This window comes from Streptomyces sp. NPDC027189 (assembly GCF_055566975.1).
Map to the genome: position 1 here is coordinate 392,873 of NZ_JBVHRI010000005.1, position 21,484 is coordinate 414,356.

The window sequence follows — 21,484 nt, forward strand, 5'->3', positions numbered from 1 at the left end:
CATGGGTTGGCTGGAGGGCGAGGTCGCCCTGATCACCGGCGGGGGCTCCGGCATCGGTCGCGCTGTTGCCCTGCGCTACCTCGCCGAAGGCGCGAGCGTCGCCGTCCTCGGCCGTGGGGCCGCGCAGTTGGAGGAGGTCGTCGCCGCGGCGGGCGACCGCTCCGACCGGGTGCTGCCCCTCACCGGCGACGTACGCTCCCCGGACGATCTGCACCGGGCGGTGGACGCGACCGTCGAGAGGTTCGGCAAGCTGGACATCCTCGTCCCCAACGCCGGGATCTGGGACTACCACCGCAGCGTCACCAAGCTCGACGGCAAGGAGCTGTCCGAGGCGTTCGACGAGGTCTTCGGCATCAACGTCAAGGGCTACGTCCTCGCCGTCGAGGCGGCCTGGCGGGAACTCGTCGCCACGCGCGGCAGCATCGTGATGACGCTGTCCAACGCCTCCTTCCACACCGACGGTGGCGGTCCCCTGTACACCGCCAGCAAGCACGCCTGCCTCGGCCTGCTCCGCCAGTTCGCCTACGAACTGGCGCCGCGGGTCCGCGTCAACGGCGTCGCCGTCGGCGGCATGCGCACCAAGCTGCGCGGCCCGCAGAGCCTGGGCCTTCAGGACCGCACGCTCGAAGCCTCCTTCGCCAAGAACGAGGCGTCCGGCCAGGAACAGCAACCGCTCATTCCGCTGTACGACTCCAGCGTCGAGCCGGAGGACTTCACCGGCCCGTACGTCCTGCTCGCCTCCCGCGCCAACAGCGGCACCGTCACCGGCGCCGTGATCCCCGCCGACGGCGGCATCGCCGTCCGCGGATTCCGTTCCCCGGCCGGTGGCGCCGGCCTCTGAACCGTCTCCCCTTCTCACTTCCGCACGACAGCCATCGAAGGAGCCGCCGCATGGCCGCCGTCGACATCAGCCCCGCCGCGGCACTGCACCGCAGAGCCCAGTACCCCACCGCCTGCGCACTCGTCTACGAGGGCCATGAGATCTCTGCCGCCCAACTCAGCCGCAGGACGGCCGAGTTGGCTGCCGGGCTGGCCGAACGTGGACTGCGGCGCGGCGACCGGGTCGCCTACCTCGGCCTCAACAGCGTGACCTTCTTCGAGACGCTGCTGGCCGCGGCCCACCTCGGGGCGGTCTTCGTGCCGGTCAACTTCCGGCTCGCGGCCGAGGAGGTGCGCCACATTCTCAGCGACAGCGGTGCGCACACCCTGGTCGTCGAGGAGGGCCATCGCGCACTCGTCGAGTCGGTGATGAGCGACATACCCGCCCGCTTCCACGTGCTGGTCGACACGGATCCGCGGTGCCCCGCGGCGACGGCGCCCGCCGCCGTCTGGACACCGCTCTCGGAGTTGCTCGGAGCCGACCGGCGTGGCACGGAGCCGGTGGCGCTGTACGACGACGACCTGGCGGCGCTCATGTACACGTCCGGCACGACCGGCCGACCCAAGGGTGTCATGCTCACCCACGGCAACCTCTGGTGGAACGCGGTCAACGTCGAAAGTGTCGTGGACACCCGCCCGGACGACGTGAACCTCGCCGTCGCCCCGCTCTTCCACATCGGCGGCCTCAACGCCCTCACCCTGCGCACCCTCGTGCGCGGCGGCACCGTCGTCGTGCGCCGCGGCTTCGACCCCGCCCAGTGCCTGGAGGACCTCGTCCAGCACCGCGTGACGACCCTGTTCGCGGTCCCCGCGATGTACAGCGCCCTGACCCGCGTGCCCGGCTTCGCCGCGGCCGACCTCTCCGCCCTGCGATCCGCGATCGTCGCGGGCGCCCCCGTCCCGGCTCAGCTGATCAGGAACTACGAAGAACGTGGCATCCTGCTCCAGCAGGCGTGGGGGCTGACCGAGACCGCGCCCTTCGCCACCTACCTCCCGGCCGGGCTCACGGCGGAGAAGGCCGGATCGGCCGGCGTACCCATGCCGTACACGCAGATCCGCATCGTCGACCCGGTCACCGGGGCCGGCGTGCGGGACGCGGACACGCGCGGGGAGATCTGCGTGCGCGGCCCGAACGTCACGCCCGGCTACTGGAACAACCCCGAGGCCACCCGTGCTGCCTTCGACGACGCGGGCTGGTTCCACAGCGGCGACATCGCGCATCGGGACAAGGACGGCTTCTACTACATCGTCGACCGCCTCAAGGACATGATCATCAGCGGTGGGGAGAATGTGTACCCGGCCGAGGTCGAGCGCGTTCTCGCCGCGTACCCGGGTGTCGTGGAGGCGGCCGTCATCGGCGTCCCGCATCCGAAGTGGGGCGAGACCGTGCTCGCCGTGCTGACCTGCGAGCCCGGGACCACGCCCACACTGGAGGAGGTGCGGGCCTTCACCGGCGGGCAGCTGGCCCGCTACAAGCTGCCCACCCAGGTGCTGATCGCCGAACAGCTGCCCCGCAACGGCAGCGGCAAGCTGGTCAAGTCCGCACTGCGGAGCTGGGTCGAGACCCAGCGGTCCGCCGAGACACCGTGAGCCGGCCATGAGCATCCACACCGCCGTCGTACCGGCACCGCCCGAACCCGTCCTGGGTACCGACTGGACGCTGCGCCCGCTCGACGAGCCCGCCACGGTAACTCCGCAGACGGCGCGCACGTATGCCGTCACCGAGGCCCAGGGCGGTCCGACGCTGCTCCTGCGCGTCCACCGCGTCGCGCACCACCCGCTGCACAGCTGCTATCCGTACGGCACCCACGACCTTGCCCTGGGCCTGGTCCTCCCCGACCACGGGCCGTCCGGCCGGGCGCTTGCCGCGAAACTGCTGTGCGCCCTCGTCCCCGCACTCTTCCTCGCCGACCCCCGCTGCCGCCGCATCGTCGCCGCACCGGACGAGAGCGACACCGTCACCCAGGCCGCCCTTGAGGCGGGCGGACTCCTCCGGGTCACCGAGGCCGACCTGCCCGACGCCAGCGTGGTCCTGTTCGCCACCGAACCGCCGGACCTCGCCGACATGTCCACCGCCCTCGACGACATGCCCCACTGACCACCGCCTCACCGCGTGGAGAGGTGGAGAGGAGCAAGCTCGGCCCAGATGGTCTTGCCGGTGCGGGTGTAGCGCGTACCCCATCTTCGGGTGAGCTCGGCGACCATGAACAGGCCGCGGCCGCCCTCGTCGAACACCCGGGCCCGGCGGAGGTGCGGACTGGTGCTGCTGCCGTCGGAGACTTCGCAGATCAGTGCCTCGTCCTTGATCAGCCTGAGGCGGATCGGGCCGCTGGCGTACCGGATGGCGTTCGTCACCAGCTCGCTGATGACCAGTTCCGTGACGAACGCGGTTTCCTCCAGGCCCCATGCGACCAACCGGTCACAGGCGCGGCGGCGGGTCTCGGCGACGACCGCGGGATCGACGGGAACGTCCCAGGAGGCGACGCGGTCCTCGCCGAAGAGACGGGTGCGGACCAGGAGAAGGGCGATGTCGTCGGTGCGCGCTTCGGGGCTCAGGGTGCCCAGGACGGTGTCGCACAGCGCTGGAAGCGAGGACGCGGGCCGGGCCAGAGTGTGGCGCAGGGCGTCGAGTCCCTCGTCGATGTCGCGATCGCCGGCCGAGAGGAGGCCGTCGGTGAACAGGGCGAGCAGACTTCCTTCGGGCACGGTGACCTCGGCCGCCTCGAAGGGCAGGCTGCCCAGCCCCAGAGGCGGGCCGGCGGGCAGGTCGATGACCGTGCTGGTGCCGTCCGGGTGGACCATAATCGGCGGGGGATGGCCGGCCCGGGCAAGGGAGCAGATGCCGGAGAGGGGGTCGTAGACCGCGTACAGGCAACCAGCTCCGATGGCGCCGGGGATCTCACCGGTGGCCACTGTGTCGTCCTCGGTGTGGGTGACGATGTCGTCGAGGTGGGTGAGGAGCTCATCCGGCGGGAGGTCGATGTCGGCGAGGGTGCGCACCGCCGTACGCAGGCGGCCCATGGTGGCTGAGGCGTTGATGCCGTGGCCGACGACATCGCCGACGACCAGGCCGACGCGGGCGCCGGGCAGCGGGATCACGTCGTACCAATCGCCGCCCGCCTGCGCGCCGCCGCCCGCAGGGAGATAACGGGAAGCCGTCTCCACGGCAGGATGCGTGGTCGGGCCGCGCGGCAGCAGGTTGCGTTGCAGCGCCAGCGAGATGCCGCGTTCGCGGGTGAACCGGCGGGCGTTGTCCAGGCAGACCGCGGCCCGCGCGACCAGGTCCTCGGTGACGGCCAGATCGTCAGGGCCGAATGGCTCGCGAGATGAGCATCTGACGAACATGACTGCTCCGAGGGTGGTGCCACGGGCGCGGATGGGTACTGCGATCAGCGAACGCACTCCGCACGCGCGGGCCTGCGCCGCCTGGACAGGGTCGTCGGCGAACCAGCGGACGACCTGGGAGTCGTTGACGTGGTGCCGTTCCGCCCGGCCGCTGGCCAGACACCGGGCGATCGGCGAAGAAGCAACATGGTCACTGATCTCGTCCGGGGCCGGATGCTCTCCGGACGTCGCGCACGCCACCCTGTATGCCGCCCGGCGCAGCGGGACGGGACCGGACAGGACAGGTGCGGGCACATCGCCCTGGAAGACGGGGTCGAGCAGGTCCACGCTGACGAGGTCGGCGAAGCGGGGTACGGCGACCTCGGTGAGCTCGCGTGCGGTGCCCACCACGTCCAGGCTGGCGCCGATGCGGGTCCGGGCCTCACTCACGAGGGCCAGCCGCTCCCGCGACTCGTACTGTTGGGAGTAGTCGTACGCCGACAGACCCGCCCCATGCACCTGGCCGGCTTCGTCCGTGAGCGGGAAGATGTCGAGAGCCCAGGGGTGCGCCTTCGGCTCGCCCGGAAGCCTCACGAAGAGCTCGGTGAATTCGGGCTTCCCGGTCTGAAGAACCCGGCGGATCCGCTGCTCGACTTCCTCGTATGCGGGGCCCTGAAGGAACTCGGCCAGGAACCGGCCGCGGACGTCGTGCTCGGAGAGGCCCGTCACCTGCTCCGTGACCTCGTTGCCGAACAGTATGCGGCCCTCGCGGTCAAAGATCGAAAGGGCGAGGGGCTGCTCCTGGAACATCCATCGCTTGAGTGAACACTCGTCCGGGGAGTCCGTCCCGGGTACGACAATCACCAGGCACCCGGTCGGCCGCTTGTCGGACGGCAGCGGATAGAGGCGCACCTGAGCATCCGACAGCCTGCCGTCCCGGTGCCTCAGCACTGCCCAGTCAGCGGTGAACAGATCGGCCAGAGGCTTGCCGATGACCTCCTCGGGGGCATAGCCCCACAGCGTCTGGGCGCCGCTGCTCCAATGGGTCACCCGGCCGTCCGGGTCCGTGACCGCGATGGCCGCAGCCGTGCCGAGGAAGGACCCTGTCGACGCCGGAGGGAGTCGGCTGGGCGGCTCGTCGGACGTCATCGTCGTGTCCTTGGTGGCCTTGTTGTCGTGTCCTCAGTGGCCTTGTTGCCGGACTTGCTGACCATGTTCACGATCCCCCTGAGGGTGGCAGGTTTCAAGCCGAGCGGCCACGCCGCGCGCTGGTCGGCGTGCCAGGCGCCCGAGGGGAGTGCAGGGGGCCGGGCACGGGCCGCCATCCGGCAGGAGCCCGGACGTGTGCTGCACCGTGGCACACGGGCTAGGTCCTGCCTCCGGGTGCGGGTGAACGTGGCTGCGTGCTTGCAGCAACCGCCATCTCCCAGAGCGCCGCCGACCCGCTGTCCGGGCTGGTGCTGCGCGACGTACCGGTACCTCACCCGAAGCCCGGCTGGTCCCGGGTACGGGTCGTGGCCTCTTCCCTGAACATGCACGACCTGTGGACGCTGCGTGGCGTGGGCCATCCCCCGGAGCGCCTTCCCATCGTGCTCGGCTGCGACGCGGCCGGACACGACGAGGACGGCAACGAGGTCATCGTGCATCCGGTGATCGGCGACCCGGACGCGGGCCGGGGCGACGAGACGCTCGACCCGAACCGTGCGCTGCTGTCCGAACAGCACGACGGGGCCTTCGCCGAGTACCTGACCGTGCCCACCCGCAACCTGGTGCCGAAGCCCGCGTGGCTGTCCTTCGACGAGGCGGCCTGCCTGCCGGTCGCCTGGGGCACCGCCTACCGCATGCTCTTCACCCAGGCCCGGATCACCGCCGGCGACCGGGTGCTCGTACAGGGTGCGGGCGGCGGGGTCGCCTCCGCCGCCATCCGGCTTGCGGTGGCCGCCGGGGCCGTCGTCTACGCCACCAGCCGCAGCGAGGCCAAGCGTGCCGAGGCCCTCACCTGGGGGGTGCGCGCCGCGATGGCCCCCGGTGCACGGCTGCCCGAGCGGGTGGACGTCGTGATCGAGACGGTCGGCGAGGCGACCTGGTCCCATTCGCTGAAGTCGCTGCGGCGCGGCGGCACGGTCGTGATCGCGGGAGCGACGAGCGGCGCCAACCCGCCCGCAGACCTGGCCCGCATCTTCTACCTCCAGGGACGTGTCCTCGGCTCCACCGGCTGCACCCGGGGCGAGCTCGTCGCGCTGCTCCGGCTGATGGAGGCCACCGGAGTCCGCCCTGTGATCGACCGCACCCTGCCCCTCACGGACATCCACAAGGGCTTCCAGCTCATGATCGACGGCGGTCTGACCGGGAAGCTCGTCATCCACCCGCCGGCCCCCCAGAGTTAAGGACCCTCTCCCATGACCGCAGCTGTCGTCGGGCTCTCGCACTCGCCCCTGATCGGCAGGAACGACCCCGAGCCCGAGGTTCTGGCCCGTGTCGACGAGGCCGTCGAGAGGGCCAGGGCCTTCGTCCGCCGCTTCGACCCGGAGCTCGTCGTCCTCTACGCGCCCGACCACTACAACGGCTTCTTCTACAAGGAGATGCCCCCGTTCTGCCTGGCCACCGAGGCCCACGCGGTGGGCGACTTCGGTTCCCAGGGCGGGCCGCTGTCGGTCGACACCGACGCCGCCAAGACGCTGGCCAAGGGGGTGCTCGACCGCGGCATCGATCTCACCGTCTCGGCCCGGATGACCGTGGACCACGGCTTCGCGCAGCCCCTGGAGGTACTCTTCGGCGGTATCGACCGCGTGCCGGTGGTGCCCGTCTTCGTCAACGGCGTGGCGACCCCGCTCGGCCCGGTCAGCCGTATCCGCGCTCTCGGCACCGCGGTCGGTCAGGCCGCGGCCGCCCTGGACAAGCGGGTGCTGTTCGTCGCCTCCGGTGGTCTGTCCCACGACCCGCCGGTGCCGGTGCTGGAGGGCGCACCGCCCCGGGTCGCCGACGCGCTCATCGAGGGAAACCCGCCCACCCCGGAGCAGCGTGCGAAGGGCGAGGAGCGGGTCGTCCAGGCCGGCCGCGACTACGCCGCCGGGTCGACGAAGATGATCCCGATCAACCCCGCCTGGGACAACCTCCTCCTCGACCACCTGGAGCGCGGCGACCTCGCGGAGTTCGACTCCTGGACCGTCGATGACATGGCCGTACAGGGCGGCGGCTCCGCCCACGAGGTCCGCACCTGGATCGCGGCGTACGCATCCCTCGCGGCCACCGGCAAGTACGAGATGACGTCTCGCTTCTACGAGGCCATCCCTGCCTGGATCGCCGGATTCGCCGTGACCACGGCGGAAGGGCGGTGACCGGCATGGCAGTCACACCCGTCGAGCTGGCGGCCGCCCGGCTCGCCGCCGCCTTCGCCGAGGGACGGCCCGTGGCCCCGGTACGCGATCTGCTCGGTACACAGGACATCGACGCCGCGTACGCCGTACAGCAGGAACTCACCCGCAGCAGAGTGGACAACGGTGCGGTCGTCGTCGGCCGCAAGATCGGCCTGACCTCCCCGGCCGTCCAGCGCCAACTCGGCGTCGACCAGCCTGACTTCGGGGTGCTCTTCGCCGACATGGACGTCTCCGCCGAGGCCGAGGTCCCCTCCGGCAGGCTGCTGCAGCCCAAGGCCGAGGCGGAGATCGCCTTCGTCATCATGGAGGACCTGGCCGACGGCAACCTGGACCCGGCGCAGGTGCACGCTGCGGTCGACTACGCCGTCGCCGCGCTGGAGATCGTCGACAGCCGTATCGCCGACTGGGACATCTCCCTCACCGACACGGTCGCCGACAACGCCTCCAGCGGACTGTTCGTGCTGGCGGAACGCCGCCTCACGCTGGACGAGTTCGAGCCCCGCGAGACCGTGATGCGGCTGTACGCCGACGACGTCCTCGTCTCCGAGGGCAACGGCGCCGCCTGCCTCGGCGACCCTCTGAACGCGCTGGCCTGGCTCGCCCGGACGGCCCGTGACCTGGGTGACCCGTTGCGGGCCGGACAGGTCGTCCTCTCCGGCGCGCTGGGCCCGATGGTCCCGGCCCCGCCCGGCACCCGGATCCGCGCCGAGATCAGCTCGCTCGGCGAGGTCACCGCCGCATTCTCCGAGAAGAGGGACGCATGACTTCCCCCAAGACGTCAAAGACCAAGGTCGCCATCATCGGGTCGGGCAACATCGGCACCGACCTGATGATCAAGATCCTCCGCCTGTCGGACACGCTCGAAGTGGCCGCCATGGTGGGCATCGACCCGGAGTCCGACGGCCTCGCCCGCGCCGCCCGGCTGAAGGTCCCCACGACCCACGAGGGCGTCGAGGGTCTGATCGCAATGGAGCACTTCGACGACATCGAGATCGTCTTCGACGCGACCTCGGCCAAGGCCCACCTGGCCAACGCCCACCGGCTCGCGCCCTTCCGAAAGCGGCTCATCGACCTCACCCCCGCCGCCATCGGCCCGTTCGTCGTCCCGCCCGTCAACCTCGACGAGCACCTGGCGGCCGGCGCGGACAACCTCAACATGGTCACCTGTGGCGGCCAGGCCACCATCCCCATGGTCGCGGCCATCTCCGCGGTGACCGACGTCCACTATGCGGAGATCGTCGCCTCCATCGCCTCCAAGTCGGCGGGGCCGGGCACGCGCGCCAACATCGACGAGTTCACCGAGACCACCTCCCACGCCATCGAGAACGTCGGCGGAGCGGCCCGCGGCAAGGCGGTCATCATCCTGAACCCTGCCGAACCCCCGCTAATCATGCGAGACACCGTCTTCTGCCTCATCGGGGACGCGGACCACGACGCCATCCGAGCCTCCGTCAAGGAGATGGCCGAGCGGGTCGCCCAGTACGTGCCGGGCTACCGCCTCAAGCAGGAGGTGCAGTTCACCCCGATCGCGGACGGCGAGCCCGTGCACACCCTGCTCCCCGAGGGCGCCGGCCCGGTGACCACCCGTGTCTCGGTGTTCCTCGAAGTCGAGGGCGCCGCCCACTACCTGCCCGCCTACGCCGGAAACCTCGACATCATGACCTCGGCCGCCCTGCGCACCGCCGAGTCGATCGCCCGGCACAGCACCACCGTCACCGCGGAGGCCAGCCGATGACTCATCAGCTCTACATACAGGACGTGACCCTGCGGGACGGCATGCACGCCATCCGGCACCGCATCGATCCTGCCGACGTGGGCCGCATCGCGGCCGCCCTCGACGCAGCCGGCGTCGACGCCATCGAGGTCGCCCACGGCGACGGACTCGCCGGCGGCTCCCTCAACTACGGCCCGGGCAGCCACACCGACTGGGAGTGGATCGAGGCCGCGGCGGACGCGATCGACAACGCCGTCCTCACCACCCTCCTCCTGCCCGGCATCGGCACCATCGCCGAACTGGAGCGCGCCTGTGCCCTCGGCGTCCGCTCGGTGCGCATCGCCACCCACTGCACCGAGGCCGACATCTCGGCCCAGCACATCGCCAAGGCGCGCGAGCTGGGCATGGACGTCTCGGGCTTCCTGATGATGAGCCACATGGCCGAGGCGCCCCAACTCGCCGCGCAGGCAAAGCTCATGGAGTCCTACGGCGCCCAGTGCGTCTACGTCACCGACTCCGGCGGCCGCCTCACCCTGGACGGCGTACGCGAACGGGTCCGCGCCTACCGCGACGTACTCGACGAGAGCACTCAGATCGGCATCCACGCGCACGAGAACCTCTCCCTGTCGGTCGCCAACAGTGTCGTCGCCGTCGAGGAGGGCGTCACCCGCGTCGACGCCTCCCTGGCCGGACAAGGAGCGGGTGCCGGAAACTGCCCCATCGAGGCGTTCATCGCCGTGGCGAACATCCAGGGCTGGAAGCACGGCTGCGACCTGTTCGACCTCCAGGACGCCGCCGACGACCTGGTCCGCCCCCTGCGCGACCGCCCCGTACAAGTCGACCGCGAGACGCTCACCCTCGGCTACGGCGGCGTCTACTCCTCCTTCCTGCGCCACGCGGAGATCGCCGCCGAGCGCTACGGCGTCGACGCCCGCACCCTCCTGCTGGAAGTCGGCCGGCGCGGCCTGGTCGGAGGCCAGGAGGACATGATCGTGGACATCGCACTCGACTTGATGTCCAACCCGGCTACCAGGTCCGTGAACTGACACACAGTAAGGAGAAAGCCCATGGGTGAACGTCTGCCCATACGGATCCCGATCGACGGAGACGAACTGGACGCCTGGTGGTACGCCCCCGAAGGCGTCGACGGACCCGCCCCCTGCGTCGTCCTGGCGCACGGTTTCGGCGGCATCAAGGAGATGCGGCTCGCAGCCTACGCCGAGCGGTTCGCCGCCGAGGGGCTCGGCGCCCTGGTCTTCGACTACCGGTCCTTCGGCGAATCCAGCGGGCGTCCGCGCAACCTGCTCGAGATCAAGCGGCTGGTCGCCGACTATCACGCCGCCGTCTCCGCGGCGAGGTCCCGTCCTGAGGTCGACTCCAGGCGTGTCGCCGTGTGGGGCAGCTCCATGTCCGGCGGCACCGTGGTGCTGGTCGCCGCGGAGGACCCGAGCATCGCCGCAGTGGTGTCGCAGGCGCCCCTCGCCGACGGCCGGGCCGCGCTGGTGCGCATGGTGAAGAGGTCGGCGACCCATGTGCTGGGCCTGGGCGTGGCGGGCGTCTGGGACGCCCTCGGGGCTCGCCTCGGCCGTGAGCCGTACACCGTGAAGGCCGTGGGGCGCCGCGGTGAGCATGGCGCCGTGCTGGCCACTGCGGACGCCTACGAGGGAATGCTGCGCCTCCTTCCGGCCGAAGTGCCCTACGACAACGAGGTCAGCGCGCGCGTGATCCTGTCGCTGCCCTTCTTCCGCGCCGTCGCGGCCGCCCCCCGGCTCACCTGCCCCCTGCTGGTCCAGGTGATGGACCACGACGACCTCACGCCGCCGGGCCCCGGTGCCGCTCTCGCGGCCGCGGCTCCGCACGGCGAGCTGCTCGCCTACCGCGGCGGCCATTGGGACCCCTACGTCGGAGAGGGCTTCGACCAGGTGGTTCCCGACCAGATCGCCTTCCTCAAGCGGACTCTCGGGGCTCCAGCCGCTCGGTGACGGTGCGGCGCACCCTCAGCTTGTCATTTATCCAGTTCGACGCGGTTTCGTGCCGACTTTGTGGTGAGCGGGACGACTGAACGCCTCGCCGGTGGCGAGGACTCCGCCCACGTCATGCCGGGTGGCCCGCGACGGTTCTTCGAGCCCGGCGGCCTGCCTGGCCCCGGCCGGGAAGGTTTCGGTGCACCGGCCGGAGACCCGGTCCTCGCGTGCAGGTTCCTGAACCCTCTGCGGACGCGGGCGGGTGTCAGTCTGTTCGGCTCGGTGGGCTTCTCCCAGGGCCTGCGGAGGTCGGTGGCCAGCGGTCGGGCGAGCCGGAGCTGGGCATAGGCGGCGATCACCAGCCAGGTCCACCGGGCCGGGGACCACCCGCTCCAGCAGTTGACGCCCTGCCTCGGCGTCCCGTGCCGCGGCAGGGCCGAGGTGATGCTCCTGCCCTTGGAATGCTTTCCGAGGCTCAGGCTGAGCTAGGAGGGGAGAGCAGCCGTGACATATCCCGAACGGCGCGCGAATTCGCTGAGCCCCAGCCGTTCCCGCTTCCCGAGGGAGAAGGCGAGGGCCCGGGTGAAGAAGTCCTGCAGCATCGGGGCGGTGAAGGGCTCCCAGACGGCCGCCCGGTCGGCAAGCTCGCGGGACTCACTCCGCGCGAGGCCGCGCGCGGCCAGCAGACTGCGGTGCACCATGCCGACGATGTCCGGCTGCCGCGCCGCTGTCTCCTTCCGTACCGCCCACACGGCCAGTACGAAAGGCAGCCCTGACCAGCGTCTCCACAGCTCACCCAGGTCGTAGGCCCGAACACCGGGAGAGACGGGCCGGTTCATCGTCGCCGCCAGGGCGGCGTCCCCGGTCACAACAGCGGCATCGGCAGAATCCAGCATGACCTCAAGATCAGGCGGCCGCGTCACATACCTCGGAGTGACCCCGTAGTGCTGCTCCAACAGCAGCCGGGACATCTGTGCGGAGGTGGGACTGGTCGTGGCGAGTGCGACCGTGCGGCAATCCAGCGCGCTCAGCGGCACTTTCGTGACGATCGCGCAGGACTGGATCGGCCCGTCACTTCCGACGGCGATGTCGGGCAGCATCACGAGGTCATCGCTGTGCCGCAGATACTCGACCAATGAGATCGAGCTGACGTCCAGGTCGCCGGAGAGCAACCGTCCCGTCAGCCGGTCGGGTGTGTCCTGGACAAGGTCGATGTCCAACAGGGCGGTGCTCCGCGCCAAGCCCCAGTACAGGGGCGTGCATGTCAGGAATGCACTGCGCCCGACCCGCGGTCGCCTCGTCGGTTGACGGATCTGGCTGGAGGACGTCATGCAGATCATCTTAAGTCCCGCTCCGAACGCCCGGCGGCCGTCTTCCTGCACCCCGGCTGCTAGTGCCCCGCACGTGCTGGACCGGTGTGTGGCCGAGGACCGCAGCGCCGCGAGGGCCAGCAGCGCCGCGGGCAGGGCGACGCCCGCCGTCAGCGCGATCACAACCGTCGACTTCTTCGTTCGTGGTGGCGGTCACAAGAACGCTGGCCGACGCCGCTCTTCGCTGCGGCGTACACACCGGGTTGAGCGAAGGCATCCGTCCGACGCCCACGTGACCGCCACCACGAACAGAGGATCGTCTGCCGCTCTATGAGAAGGCACCACGTGCCCGGGTGGGCGCAGGCATGACGAACCTGCCGTTCGAACAGTCCCGGGCCTCCTTCATCCGACTCTGACTGTGTGCGGCAATCGGCCCGAGCAGCTCGGCAGCCACGGGTCCTGGGCATGCCCCGCGGGACGGCGGCGGTCGCCGGCCGTCACGCCGCGGAACGCGTGTCTAGGAACGCAGGGTCCCGGCGGTCTCGATGAACAGTTCTGCGATGGCCTTGGCTGACGGTGTCGGTGGATTGTCGCGCAGCCGGGTGAGCAGGATGCGGCGAACGGGGGCCGAGGGGCCCAGGTCGATGGTGGTGACGTCGTCCCGCAGGCTGGCCAGGGCGAACCTGGGGGCGAGCGTGATGCCCAGGCCGACCGCCGCCATGGCCTGGGCTTCCTGGTAGTCGTGTGCCCGGTAGGCGATCTTCGGCTCGAAGCCGGCGGCACGGCAGCTACGGGTGAGCAGCTCGGCGACCGGGTGATCGCCCCGGACGATCCAGTTCTCCTCGGCCAGCTCCTCAAAACCGGCGGAGTGCCGGGCGGTGAGCGGGTGGCTGGTGGCGACGACCAGGCAGGTGTGGTCGTCCAGCAGATGGGTGACATCGAGGTTGGTCTCGTCCAGGCGCCGCCACGGGTAGTCCCACATCAAGGAAAGCTCGATCTCCCGGCTCTCGAGGAGGTCCATCAGGCCGGCGTTGCGGTCGCTGTGCACGGCCAGCTCAACCTGCGGGTACCGGGTGCGAAAGGCGCGCACGACGCGGGGCAGCAGGGATGCGGCGATGGTGGGGAAGGTACCGATGTGCAAGGTCCCGCTGTGCAGGCCCGCGATGTCATCGAGGGATCGGCGTGCGGCTCGCAACTGGCGATCGATCCGTGCGGCATGCTCGGCCAGAGTGCGGCCGGCCTCGGTGAGCGTGACGCCCCGGGGGTGCCGCGCGATCAGCGGCTGCCCGGCCTCCGCTTCCAGCCTGCTGATCTGCTGGGACACCGCCGAGGGCGTATAGCTCAGGGCGATCGAGGCCGCCGTGATGGAGCCCCGGCGAGCCACCTCGGCCAGCACCAGCATGCGGCGTACATCGAGGCTCATCGCGACCGCCTTAAGCATTTGTGAAAGCAGCTTCAATTTCTTTCGATTGTACTGATGGCGCTGCTGGCGCATCGTCGTACTGCCCGGCGGGCGGGCCGCGCAGCCGTCAACCCGCCTGCCGGGCCCTGGTGAAAGAGATTCAAGCTGCGGTCGCGTACGCACACAGTCCCTGATCCGTACGCCCCAGCCCCGAAAGGATCTCCGATCCGGGCATCTGCTGTCCGAACCCATGGGAGTACACATGACCGAGCAGTGGGACGTCGTCGTGGTCGGCGGCGGGAACGCCGGCTTCAGCGCGGCTCAGTCCGCCCGACAGCAGGGAGCACGGGTGCTGCTGCTGGAGAAGGCCCCCCGCCAGTGGGCCGGAGGCAACTCCTACTTCACTGCCGGGGCGATGCGCACCAGCCACGGCGGGCTCACCGACCTCACCTCGCTGGTCGAGCCACTTCCCGGGGACCGTGCAGGACGCGTTGACCTCGCCCCCTACACCGAGGACGACTTTCTCGCCGACCTGACCCAGGTAACCCAGGGAAGGACCGACCCCGAACTCGCCCGGATCCTGGTCGGTGAATCCCGCGAGACGATGACCTGGCTGCGCAGCCTCGGCCTGCGATTCGAGCTCATGTTCCACCGGCAGGCTTACGAGGTGGACGGGCGCTACCGGTTCTGGGGCGGACTGGCCGTCGGCGTGGTCGGCGGGGGCAAAGGAATGATCGACCAGCACCTTGCCGCCGCCGATCGCAGCGGCATCGAAGTCCGCTTCGACAGCCCCGTCACCGGCCTGGCCACCGCAGCCGACGGCTCCGTTGGCGGCGTGATGCTCGCCGACGGGCAGCGCATCGAGGCCGACGGCGTGGTACTCACCAGCGGCGGCTTCGAGGCCAACCTGCAGATGCGGGCCGGCTACCTGGGCGCGGGCTGGGACCTGGCCCTGGTGCGCGGAACCCCGTACAACACCGGCGAGGGCATCCGCATGGCCCTGGCGGCCGGCGCGCAACCCTACGGCCACTGGAGCGGCTGCCACGCGGTGGCCTGGGACAGCCAAGCCCGAGCGACCGGCGACCGGGAGCTGACCAACCAACTCACTCGCGGCGGCTACCCGTTCGGCATCGTAGTCAACGCCGAGGGCCGCCGGTTCGTCGACGAGGGAGCGGACTTCCGCAACTACACCTACGCCAAGTACGGTGCCGAGATCCTCAAGCAACCGGCAGGCGTCGCCTACCAGCTCTTCGACGCGACGTCCGCGCCGCTGCTGCGCCCCGAGGAGTACGCCTCTGCGGGCATCACCAGGGTGGAGTCCGACACCGTGGAGGGCCTGGCCAAGGAACTCGGCATAGACGAGGGCCGGCTGGCGGAGACGGTTGAGCGGTTCAACGCCGCCGTTGTCTCCGGTCGCTTCGACCCGACGGTCAAGGACGGCTGCCGGACCGAGGGCATCACCCCTCCCAAGTCCAACTGGGCCCAGCCGCTGACCACTCCTCCGTACGTCGCCTTCCCGGTGACCTGCGGCATCACCTTCACCTTCGGCGGGCTGCGGATCGACGCCGACGCGCGCGTGCTGGACCTGAGCGGCCGCCCCGTCCCTGGGCTGTACGCGGCCGGCGAACTCGTCGGCGGGCTCTTCTGGTTCAACTACCCTGGTGGCTCCGGCCTCACCGCCGGTTCGGTGCTCGGCAGGCGCGCCGGGCGCTCAGCAGCCGCCGCCAGGCGTTGACGGCGACGCCGCAACGGGTTGAATCACACGGTGTGTGGTAGATGCCGTGACCGCCTGCTTCGTCGATGAATTCGGCCCGCGCGCCCCAGCGGTTGCTGACGCACGGCTGTGGTGATGACGCACGAAGCCTTCCGAGGGGCCTGGATTCGTCCTTGAAAGCGCCTCTGAGCTGCATGTTTCCCGGGTGGGTCAGACTGCATACTTTCCCGATGACGCGTCACCCGGAGTGCGTGGCGATCCATGAGTCGACCGCCAAGGCCCCTGACCTGCGGTTTGGGGAATTGTCCCTCGGTTCGACGACCTACTTCGGGAGTTGCAACGGGTGGACGTGGAGGGCATGCCTGAGCTGCGGTTTCCGGAGCTTCGGCAGCGGTCCGCGCGCCGGCGTCGCCGGGCCATGGCGATTTCTTGACGCACGAATGACGCATGTTCCGAGTGGACGTTAAGTCCGATTCTGGTAGGGCCTCGTCCGGGCTCGGTGGGGAAGCCTTGACGAAGGAGGCGTCCGAGGCGAGCGCGGGTGACGTTGACCGATGCCTCGTCGATGGGCATGCCGAGGAGTTCGTACAGCTCACGGACCTGGAGGCCACCCGGCAAGTCATCGCCGAACTCGCACCGTCCCAAGAAGACTCCGATCGAGCACGGCCTGCTGCCGCTCGTTGAGGCCCCTGCGCATACGGTGCTCCCGTGGTTCCCTGGGCGTGCTGCCCCGGACACAATGCCCGTCGCTTTCGCAGGAATTCCGGGTGTCACGAGAGTACCTTCGTTCGGATGAGGCGTCCTGTGCGGCCCATTTACAGGTAGAACAGCTCCTCCTGGTGGTTCTCGACGATGTCGCGCCGCAGGATAGAAGAGACTGAGCAGCATGAACGTCCTGGGTCGTTTGGCGAGGCTGCCGACGAAGCAGTGAACGACGTGGTCCGGTGCGAGCATCCGGGTGAACCAGCGCTCGCACAGCTCGCTTTCAGCACGTCGACGACAAGGCCGGCGCGGTGGTGGTCGGCCATCGAGTAGCGACGCTCCATCGGGTAGCAGACCCCTGCTCATCTCAAACCGTGCTGGATTCGTGCTGGGAAAGACGAGAGCGCCCGTGCTGGGGCTTGCACTGTCCAGATTCCCGCGGCGGCAGGAAGCGCGTCGGCGAACGGCCTCCGCACCCCTTTCGTGACCGTGAGGTCGAAGTGGATCAGCCGCCACCCGGCGTTTTCGGGTCCCCGGGCCTCATGCCTCCTCGGCGCCTCGGGCCGGCATTGAGCCGTACTGGCTGCGCAGGCGGGCCTTGAGGATCTTGCCGGTGGCGTTGCGGGGCAGGGTGTCGACGAGGACGACCGATTTGGGGAGCTTGTACTTGGCGAGTCGGCCGGACAGGGAGTCCATGATGTCGTCGGGCGACACCTCGGCGCCCGCGCGGGGCACGACCAGCGCTCTGCCGACCTCGCCCCATCGTTCGTCGGGTACGCCGATCACCGCGCATTCGGCGACCGCGGGATGCTGGTAGAGGAGTTGCTCGACCTCTGCGGGATAGACGTTCTCCCCACCGGAGATGTACATGTCCTTGATCCGGTCGACGATCGTGACGTACCCCTCCTCGTCGACGGTGGCCGCGTCTCCGGAGCGGAACCAACTTCCTTCCACGAAGGCGTCCTTGGTCGCTTCGGGCCACTGCCAGTAGCCCTTCATCACGTTGAGGCCCTGGATGATCACCTCGCCGACCTCGCCCGGTGCGACATCGGTGAGGTCGGGCCCCACCACGCGTACGTCGGTGAAGAAGCAGGGCGTGCCGGCCGAGCCGGCCTTGCGGATGCTGTCCCGTGCGCGCAGGCCCAGTGCGGCGGGGGCGGTCTCGGTCAGGCCGTATGCCTGGAGGAAGGGCAGGCCACGGTCCTGGTACGTGTGGATGAGGGCCTTGGGGACGGGTGCCGCCGCGCACATCAGGATCCGGACCGACGACAGGTCGGCCGTCGCCCACCGCGACGACCGGGCCATGGCCTGGTACATCGCGGGCACGCCGAACATCCTCGTCACCCGGTGCTCGGCGATGACGTCGAGCACCCGGTCCGGGTCGAAGCCGCGCATCAGCACCGACGTCCCCCCTTTGAGGAAGCCCGGCAGGAAGACGGTGTTGAGGGCGGCGGTGTGGAACATCGGTGCTACCACCAGAGCGACGTCGTCGGAGGCGATGTCCCCGTCCAGCAGCATGTTGAAGCAGTTCCAGGCGATGTTGGCGTGAGTCAGCATGACGCCCTTGGGACGGCCGCTGGTGCCGGAGGTGTACTGGATCATGCACACCTCGTCGAGGCCGACCGTCTCGTCCAGGGGGTCGTCGGGTGCGTTCGCCAGTAGCTCCTCGTACGCGCTCCCCACCTCGACGTAGTGCTTCACCTCCGCGTCGTCCCTCAACGCGTCCACGACATCGGTGAGTTCGGCGCCGTACAGCAGTACCGCCGCCCCCGCGTCCCCCAGGATGAAGGCCAACTCAGGTGCCGCGAGGCGGGTGTTGAGCGGTACGAAGACGGCGCCCAGCGCGTTCGCGGCGAACAGGGTCTCCGCCAGGGCCGGATGGTTCGCGCCCAGGTAGGCCACCCGGTCGCCGTGGCCGACCCCCAGGGCACGCAGGGCGTGAGCGAGCCGCGTCACGCGGGCGGCCAGCTCTCCGTAGGACAGGGATCCACCGTCGTGCACGACGGCGGTGGCCTCCGGTGCCATGCGGGCGCGCCGCGCGGGCCACGAGCCGAGCCCTTGATTGCGCATGGTGCGTCTCTCTTCTCTCAGATCTCTCAGAGCCAGTCGGGCCATGTGTAGTCGGCCGAGTCGTCGTGGTCCCGGCGGGGCGGCAACGGGGCGAGCCGCCCCCGGGAGAAGACCAGCGGCGAGACGCCGGTCTTCTCCACCCCGAGTTCCCGTACGCGGCCGAGGACGAAGTAGTGGTCGCCGAGGGTCCACACGTCGGCGATGTCGCAGTCGATCCAGGCGGCGACGCCCGCCAGGACGGGGCTGCCCGAGGGCGCGCCGCGCCACGGGTGGCGGTCGAAGACGTCGGGGGCCTTGGCGCTGACATCCCGGCAGAGGCCCTCCTGGCCGGCGGCCAGCACGTTCACGCAGAAGGCGCCGCCGGCCATGATCCTTGGCCAGGTGGTGGAGGAGCGGCCGGGGAAGAACGCGACGAGCGGGGGGTCGAGGGACACCGAGGTGAACGAGCCGATGACCATGCCGACCGGGGTGCCGTCGGGTTCCTTCGCGGTGACCACCGTGACACCCGTCGGGTAGTGGCCGAGCACGTGCCGGAACCGGCCGGGGTCGTCCGCCGGGCCGCCGCCGGGCGTCGTCGCGGCGGACGTCGACCGGTTCACGCCGGGTTCTCCACGCCGAGCAGAGAGCGGGCGTATCCCGTGGCCCACCAGCCGTGCTGGGCGTTGATGTGCGTCTTGTACGTGGCGACGTCGCGCAGGTACCGCTGCATGCGCTCGCCGTTCGCCAGCGCGCTGGAGCCACTGGCCGAGGCCAGCATCTCGACGGCCTGACAGGCGAGTTGGCCGGACTGCCGGGCCGTGAGGGAGAGGGCCCGGTCGTCCAGTTCGGAGAAGGGCTCGCCCCCTGCCAGGCCCCGGGCCGCGTAGGCGGTGTAGTCGTCGGTGACCGACAGGATGATCCGCTGCGCGCTGTCGGCCAGGGCCGTGGCCAGGCCGAGGTTGCGCTGGTGTTCCGGATCGTGGCTGCGCGGCTTGAAGGGCGGCATCGGGCTGTTCTTGGTGGTGATGATCCGCCGGTACTCGTCGACCGCGGCCCAGGCGGTGCCCGCCACGACCGAACACAGCTGGATGTTGAAGAACGACATCAGCCGGCCCGCGTACATCGGGTTGCCGTGCAGTTCCACCCCCGGCCCGTCGGTGGCGTCGTTCGCCAGGAGGTGGGTCCTGGACACGTACTCGTACGGTACGAGGACGTCCTCGGCCACGACGCTGTTGGAGCCGCTGCCGCGGAAGCCCAGGATCTCCCCCCAGTTGTCGAGCATCCGCCAGCCGGAGGGCACGAGCACCATGCCCGGCGTGGGCATGCCGCCCTCTTCGTCGATGATGAGCACGCCACCCAGGAAGTGCGTGGAGACGTTGACTCCGGAGGAGTAGTCCCAGCGGCCGTTGACCCGGTACCCGTCGGGAGTCCTCGTCGCGCTGGCGCTCGGGGCGATCGGCAGCGGGGCCCGGAAGTCACCGTCCGGACCGAACACCTCGCGCTGGGTGCTCTCGGGGAAGCGGCCGGCCACCACCAGGCTGTGGGAGGCGGCCAGACACAGGTTCCAGCCGCTGGACGGGCAGCCGCGGGCCACCTCGGTGACCGTCCGGGAGTAGGTCCGCAGGTCGAACTCGTAGCCGCCGAAGCGGCGTGGCTGGAGGGACCGGTAGAAGCCCGCCTCCAGGAACGCCTTGTGCGTGTCCTCGGAGATACCGGTTCGCTGTTCGGTCTCGTCCTGATGATCACGTAGCCAGGTCCTCATGCCGGCGGCCCGGCGCACCAGTTCCTCCGGTGTCAGGTCCGGCTCCGGCTGCGGAATCTCGATGATTTTCTCGGCTGTCTCGGTTGTCTCGGACAATTCGCACCCCATCCGCTGCTGTTCTGGGTCGGCCTGAAGGGAGTGTCGGCAGCGCGGCGAAGGACGGTCCAATGCCGGTATCTGTGGGCTTGATGAGTGCCGTGCATCACAGCAGGTCGGAGGGGGTGGCGGGAATGCCGCACATTTCTGCCTGGTGACGTGCGGGGAAGCGCGCTGTAACCTGGCGCGGACCACAACGCCGTGGACCTCGCCTTTCTGGAGGGCGGAGTGGAACTCCGGAGCCTGCGCCATTTCTCGGCGCTCGCCGAGACCTTGAATTACCGGGTCGCCGCCGAGCGTCTGCACCTCACCCAGCCCGCGCTGACGCGATCGATCGCCGCCCTCGAGCGTGAGCTGGGCGTCCAACTGTTCGACCGCGACAAACGGCATGTGGCCCTTACCGCCGACGGCGCGGAACTGCTCGAACGGGCGGGCGAGGTGCTGGCCGACGCTGACCGGCTCGCCGCCGCCGCAGACGCCATCAGGGCCAGGCGACGGGACGAGGTGCGGGTCGCGCTCTACGGGGTGGCTCTCGCGGAGCTGACGCATCCGGTCATCGAGGCGTTCTGCGAGCGGTATCCCAGAGTCACGATCCGGGTGCACGAAGCGGACTTCCACCAGGGGCACGCCCCGCTGCTGGCCGGCGAGTGCGACGTGGCGCTGATGTGTCTGAGCGTCGACATGCCGGGCCTGACACGCGTACCGATCTTCACCGAGCCCGTCTCCCTCGCGCTGTGGAAGGGGCATCCGCTGGCCTCGGCCGCCGCGGTGGACATGGCCGAGGTCTACGACCAGCCCTGGGTCACCCCCCACCCGGGCGACGACTGGTGGGTGGGGGGACGCCACGGGGACCACGACGCCCCGACAGTGGGCTCCCACGCCCGCTCGGTCCTGGACATGTCCTCGAAGATCGCCTACCAGCACATGGTGGGATTGATGCCGCTGTCGGGCACCCGGATGTTTCCGCCACATCCGGGAGTGGAGGCCGTCGCTCCGAAAGAGCCCCTCCACGCGGTGGCCGCGGTCGCCTATCCGAAGACGGGCCACTCGCCCGCCGCCCCGGCGTTCGCCGAGGTCGCACGCCGGGTGGCCCGACGCGCGACCGGCGTTCCGTACGCCGAGATCTCCCGGTAGGCCGGACGGGGATTCGCGTACGGCGCCCCGAGAGCGACGTCGACCGCACCGTCCACG

17 protein-coding genes and 1 pseudogene are annotated in these 21,484 nt (G+C 70.0%); 11 read left to right on the forward strand and 7 right to left on the reverse strand.

All coding sequences use genetic code 11. The features are described 5' to 3' along the window. Window position 1 precedes the first annotated feature (1 nt). From hcaB to ACZ4RZ_RS15390, 3 genes are read left to right on the forward strand one after another with little or no spacing between them, the layout of a single operon-like run. Window positions 2–841, forward strand: a complete 840-nt coding sequence (gene hcaB / locus ACZ4RZ_RS15380) for a 3-(cis-5,6-dihydroxycyclohexa-1,3-dien-1-yl)propanoate dehydrogenase (protein WP_095855707.1) — start codon at window positions 2–4, stop codon at window positions 839–841. 50 nt (window positions 842–891) lie between these two features. After that, window positions 892–2,469, forward strand: coding sequence for an acyl-CoA synthetase (locus tag ACZ4RZ_RS15385; RefSeq protein WP_467744862.1), 1,578 nt, complete (start codon window positions 892–894; stop codon window positions 2,467–2,469). 7 nt (window positions 2,470–2,476) lie between these two features. Continuing rightward, on the forward strand, window positions 2,477–2,977 hold the full coding sequence (locus tag ACZ4RZ_RS15390; protein ID WP_467744864.1) for a GNAT family N-acetyltransferase: 501 nt from the start codon (window positions 2,477–2,479) through the stop codon (window positions 2,975–2,977). 8 nt (window positions 2,978–2,985) lie between these two features. Here ACZ4RZ_RS15390 and ACZ4RZ_RS15395 read toward each other — a convergent pair whose 3' ends face one another. Then, window positions 2,986–5,352, reverse strand: coding sequence for a SpoIIE family protein phosphatase (locus ACZ4RZ_RS15395; protein ID WP_467744866.1), 2,367 nt, complete (start codon window positions 5,350–5,352; stop codon window positions 2,986–2,988). Window positions 5,353–5,606: 254 nt separating this feature from the next. Here ACZ4RZ_RS15395 and ACZ4RZ_RS15400 point away from each other — a divergent pair, with 254 nt between their 5' ends. From ACZ4RZ_RS15400 to ACZ4RZ_RS15425, 6 genes are read left to right on the forward strand one after another with little or no spacing between them, the layout of a single operon-like run. After that, window positions 5,607–6,590 carry a zinc-binding dehydrogenase gene (locus ACZ4RZ_RS15400; protein WP_467744868.1) on the forward strand — a complete coding sequence of 328 codons (984 nt, stop codon included), beginning with the start codon at window positions 5,607–5,609 and terminating at the stop codon, window positions 6,588–6,590. Window positions 6,591–6,602: 12 nt separating this feature from the next. Continuing rightward, window positions 6,603–7,541, forward strand: coding sequence for a 3-carboxyethylcatechol 2,3-dioxygenase (locus ACZ4RZ_RS15405; protein WP_467744869.1), 939 nt, complete (start codon window positions 6,603–6,605; stop codon window positions 7,539–7,541). A 5-nt stretch (window positions 7,542–7,546) separates the two neighbouring features. Next, the gene (locus ACZ4RZ_RS15410) at window positions 7,547–8,344 is read left to right on the forward strand and encodes a 2-keto-4-pentenoate hydratase (RefSeq protein ID WP_467744870.1); all 798 of its coding nucleotides are present in this window, start codon (window positions 7,547–7,549) and stop codon (window positions 8,342–8,344) included. Continuing rightward, a complete protein-coding gene (locus tag ACZ4RZ_RS15415) occupies window positions 8,341–9,315 on the forward strand; it encodes an acetaldehyde dehydrogenase (acetylating) (RefSeq protein ID WP_467744872.1) in 975 nt (324 codons plus the stop codon). The genes ACZ4RZ_RS15410 and ACZ4RZ_RS15415 overlap by 4 nt, the downstream gene beginning before the upstream one ends. After that, entirely contained in the window at window positions 9,312–10,340 is a 1,029-nt protein-coding gene (dmpG, locus tag ACZ4RZ_RS15420) for a 4-hydroxy-2-oxovalerate aldolase (protein WP_030928119.1), read from the forward strand. Before ACZ4RZ_RS15415 ends, dmpG begins: the two co-directional genes overlap by 4 nt. 21 nt (window positions 10,341–10,361) lie before the next feature. Beyond that, on the forward strand, window positions 10,362–11,276 hold the full coding sequence (locus tag ACZ4RZ_RS15425) for an alpha/beta hydrolase (RefSeq protein ID WP_467744874.1): 915 nt from the start codon (window positions 10,362–10,364) through the stop codon (window positions 11,274–11,276). A gap of 27 nt (window positions 11,277–11,303) precedes the next feature. Here ACZ4RZ_RS15425 and ACZ4RZ_RS15430 read toward each other — a convergent pair. The 3 genes and pseudogenes from ACZ4RZ_RS15430 to ACZ4RZ_RS15440 all read right to left on the reverse strand — a co-directional run. Next, a pseudogene (locus ACZ4RZ_RS15430) lies at window positions 11,304–11,632 on the reverse strand (NF041680 family putative transposase); the annotation flags it as partial. A 111-nt stretch (window positions 11,633–11,743) separates the two neighbouring features. Next, window positions 11,744–12,598: a menaquinone biosynthetic enzyme MqnA/MqnD family protein gene (locus ACZ4RZ_RS15435; RefSeq protein ID WP_467745065.1), complete on the reverse strand. Its 855-nt coding sequence runs from the start codon at window positions 12,596–12,598 to the stop codon at window positions 11,744–11,746. Window positions 12,599–13,085: 487 nt separating this feature from the next. Further along, window positions 13,086–13,991: a LysR family transcriptional regulator gene (locus tag ACZ4RZ_RS15440; protein WP_467744875.1), complete on the reverse strand. Its 906-nt coding sequence runs from the start codon at window positions 13,989–13,991 to the stop codon at window positions 13,086–13,088. A 241-nt stretch (window positions 13,992–14,232) separates the two neighbouring features. On the opposite strand from ACZ4RZ_RS15440, the gene tcuA reads away from it, so the two are divergent. Beyond that, entirely contained in the window at window positions 14,233–15,705 is a 1,473-nt protein-coding gene (gene tcuA / locus ACZ4RZ_RS15445; RefSeq protein WP_467744877.1) for an FAD-dependent tricarballylate dehydrogenase TcuA, read from the forward strand. Window positions 15,706–16,926: 1,221 nt separating this feature from the next. On the opposite strand, the gene ACZ4RZ_RS15450 is transcribed toward tcuA, so the two are convergent. Genes ACZ4RZ_RS15450 through ACZ4RZ_RS15460 form a run of 3 tightly spaced genes read right to left on the reverse strand, consistent with a single transcriptional unit; the run spans window position 16,927 to window position 20,293 of the window. Further along, window positions 16,927–18,456, reverse strand: coding sequence for an acyl-CoA synthetase (locus tag ACZ4RZ_RS15450; protein WP_467744879.1), 1,530 nt, complete (start codon window positions 18,454–18,456; stop codon window positions 16,927–16,929). Between the two features lie 26 nt (window positions 18,457–18,482). Further along, entirely contained in the window at window positions 18,483–19,055 is a 573-nt protein-coding gene (locus ACZ4RZ_RS15455; protein ID WP_356760786.1) for a flavin reductase family protein, read from the reverse strand. Next, window positions 19,052–20,293 (reverse strand): acyl-CoA dehydrogenase family protein, encoded by a 1,242-nt coding sequence (locus tag ACZ4RZ_RS15460; protein ID WP_467744881.1) that lies wholly within the window; start codon window positions 20,291–20,293, stop codon window positions 19,052–19,054. The genes ACZ4RZ_RS15455 and ACZ4RZ_RS15460 overlap by 4 nt, the downstream gene beginning before the upstream one ends. Before the next feature lie 201 nt (window positions 20,294–20,494). Here ACZ4RZ_RS15460 and ACZ4RZ_RS15465 point away from each other — a divergent pair, with 201 nt between their 5' ends. Further along, window positions 20,495–21,427 carry a LysR family transcriptional regulator gene (locus ACZ4RZ_RS15465; protein ID WP_467744883.1) on the forward strand — a complete coding sequence of 311 codons (933 nt, stop codon included), beginning with the start codon at window positions 20,495–20,497 and terminating at the stop codon, window positions 21,425–21,427. Window positions 21,428–21,484: the final 57 nt, after the last annotated feature.

Coding starts and splice junctions, on each gene's coding strand:
- hcaB (WP_095855707.1), top strand. CDS start 2: ATGGGTTGGCTGGAGGGCGAGGTCGCCCTGATCACCGGCGGGGGCTCC.
- ACZ4RZ_RS15385 (WP_467744862.1), top strand. CDS start 892: ATGGCCGCCGTCGACATCAGCCCCGCCGCGGCACTGCACCGCAGAGCC.
- ACZ4RZ_RS15390 (WP_467744864.1), top strand. CDS start 2,477: ATGAGCATCCACACCGCCGTCGTACCGGCACCGCCCGAACCCGTCCTG.
- ACZ4RZ_RS15395 (WP_467744866.1), bottom strand. CDS start 5,352: ATGACGTCCGACGAGCCGCCCAGCCGACTCCCTCCGGCGTCGACAGGG.
- ACZ4RZ_RS15405 (WP_467744869.1), top strand. CDS start 6,603: ATGACCGCAGCTGTCGTCGGGCTCTCGCACTCGCCCCTGATCGGCAGG.
- ACZ4RZ_RS15410 (WP_467744870.1), top strand. CDS start 7,547: ATGGCAGTCACACCCGTCGAGCTGGCGGCCGCCCGGCTCGCCGCCGCC.
- ACZ4RZ_RS15415 (WP_467744872.1), top strand. CDS start 8,341: ATGACTTCCCCCAAGACGTCAAAGACCAAGGTCGCCATCATCGGGTCG.
- dmpG (WP_030928119.1), top strand. CDS start 9,312: ATGACTCATCAGCTCTACATACAGGACGTGACCCTGCGGGACGGCATG.
- ACZ4RZ_RS15425 (WP_467744874.1), top strand. CDS start 10,362: ATGGGTGAACGTCTGCCCATACGGATCCCGATCGACGGAGACGAACTG.
- ACZ4RZ_RS15435 (WP_467745065.1), bottom strand. CDS start 12,598: ATGATCTGCATGACGTCCTCCAGCCAGATCCGTCAACCGACGAGGCGA.
- ACZ4RZ_RS15440 (WP_467744875.1), bottom strand. CDS start 13,991: ATGAGCCTCGATGTACGCCGCATGCTGGTGCTGGCCGAGGTGGCTCGC.
- tcuA (WP_467744877.1), top strand. CDS start 14,233: ATGACCGAGCAGTGGGACGTCGTCGTGGTCGGCGGCGGGAACGCCGGC.
- ACZ4RZ_RS15450 (WP_467744879.1), bottom strand. CDS start 18,456: ATGCGCAATCAAGGGCTCGGCTCGTGGCCCGCGCGGCGCGCCCGCATG.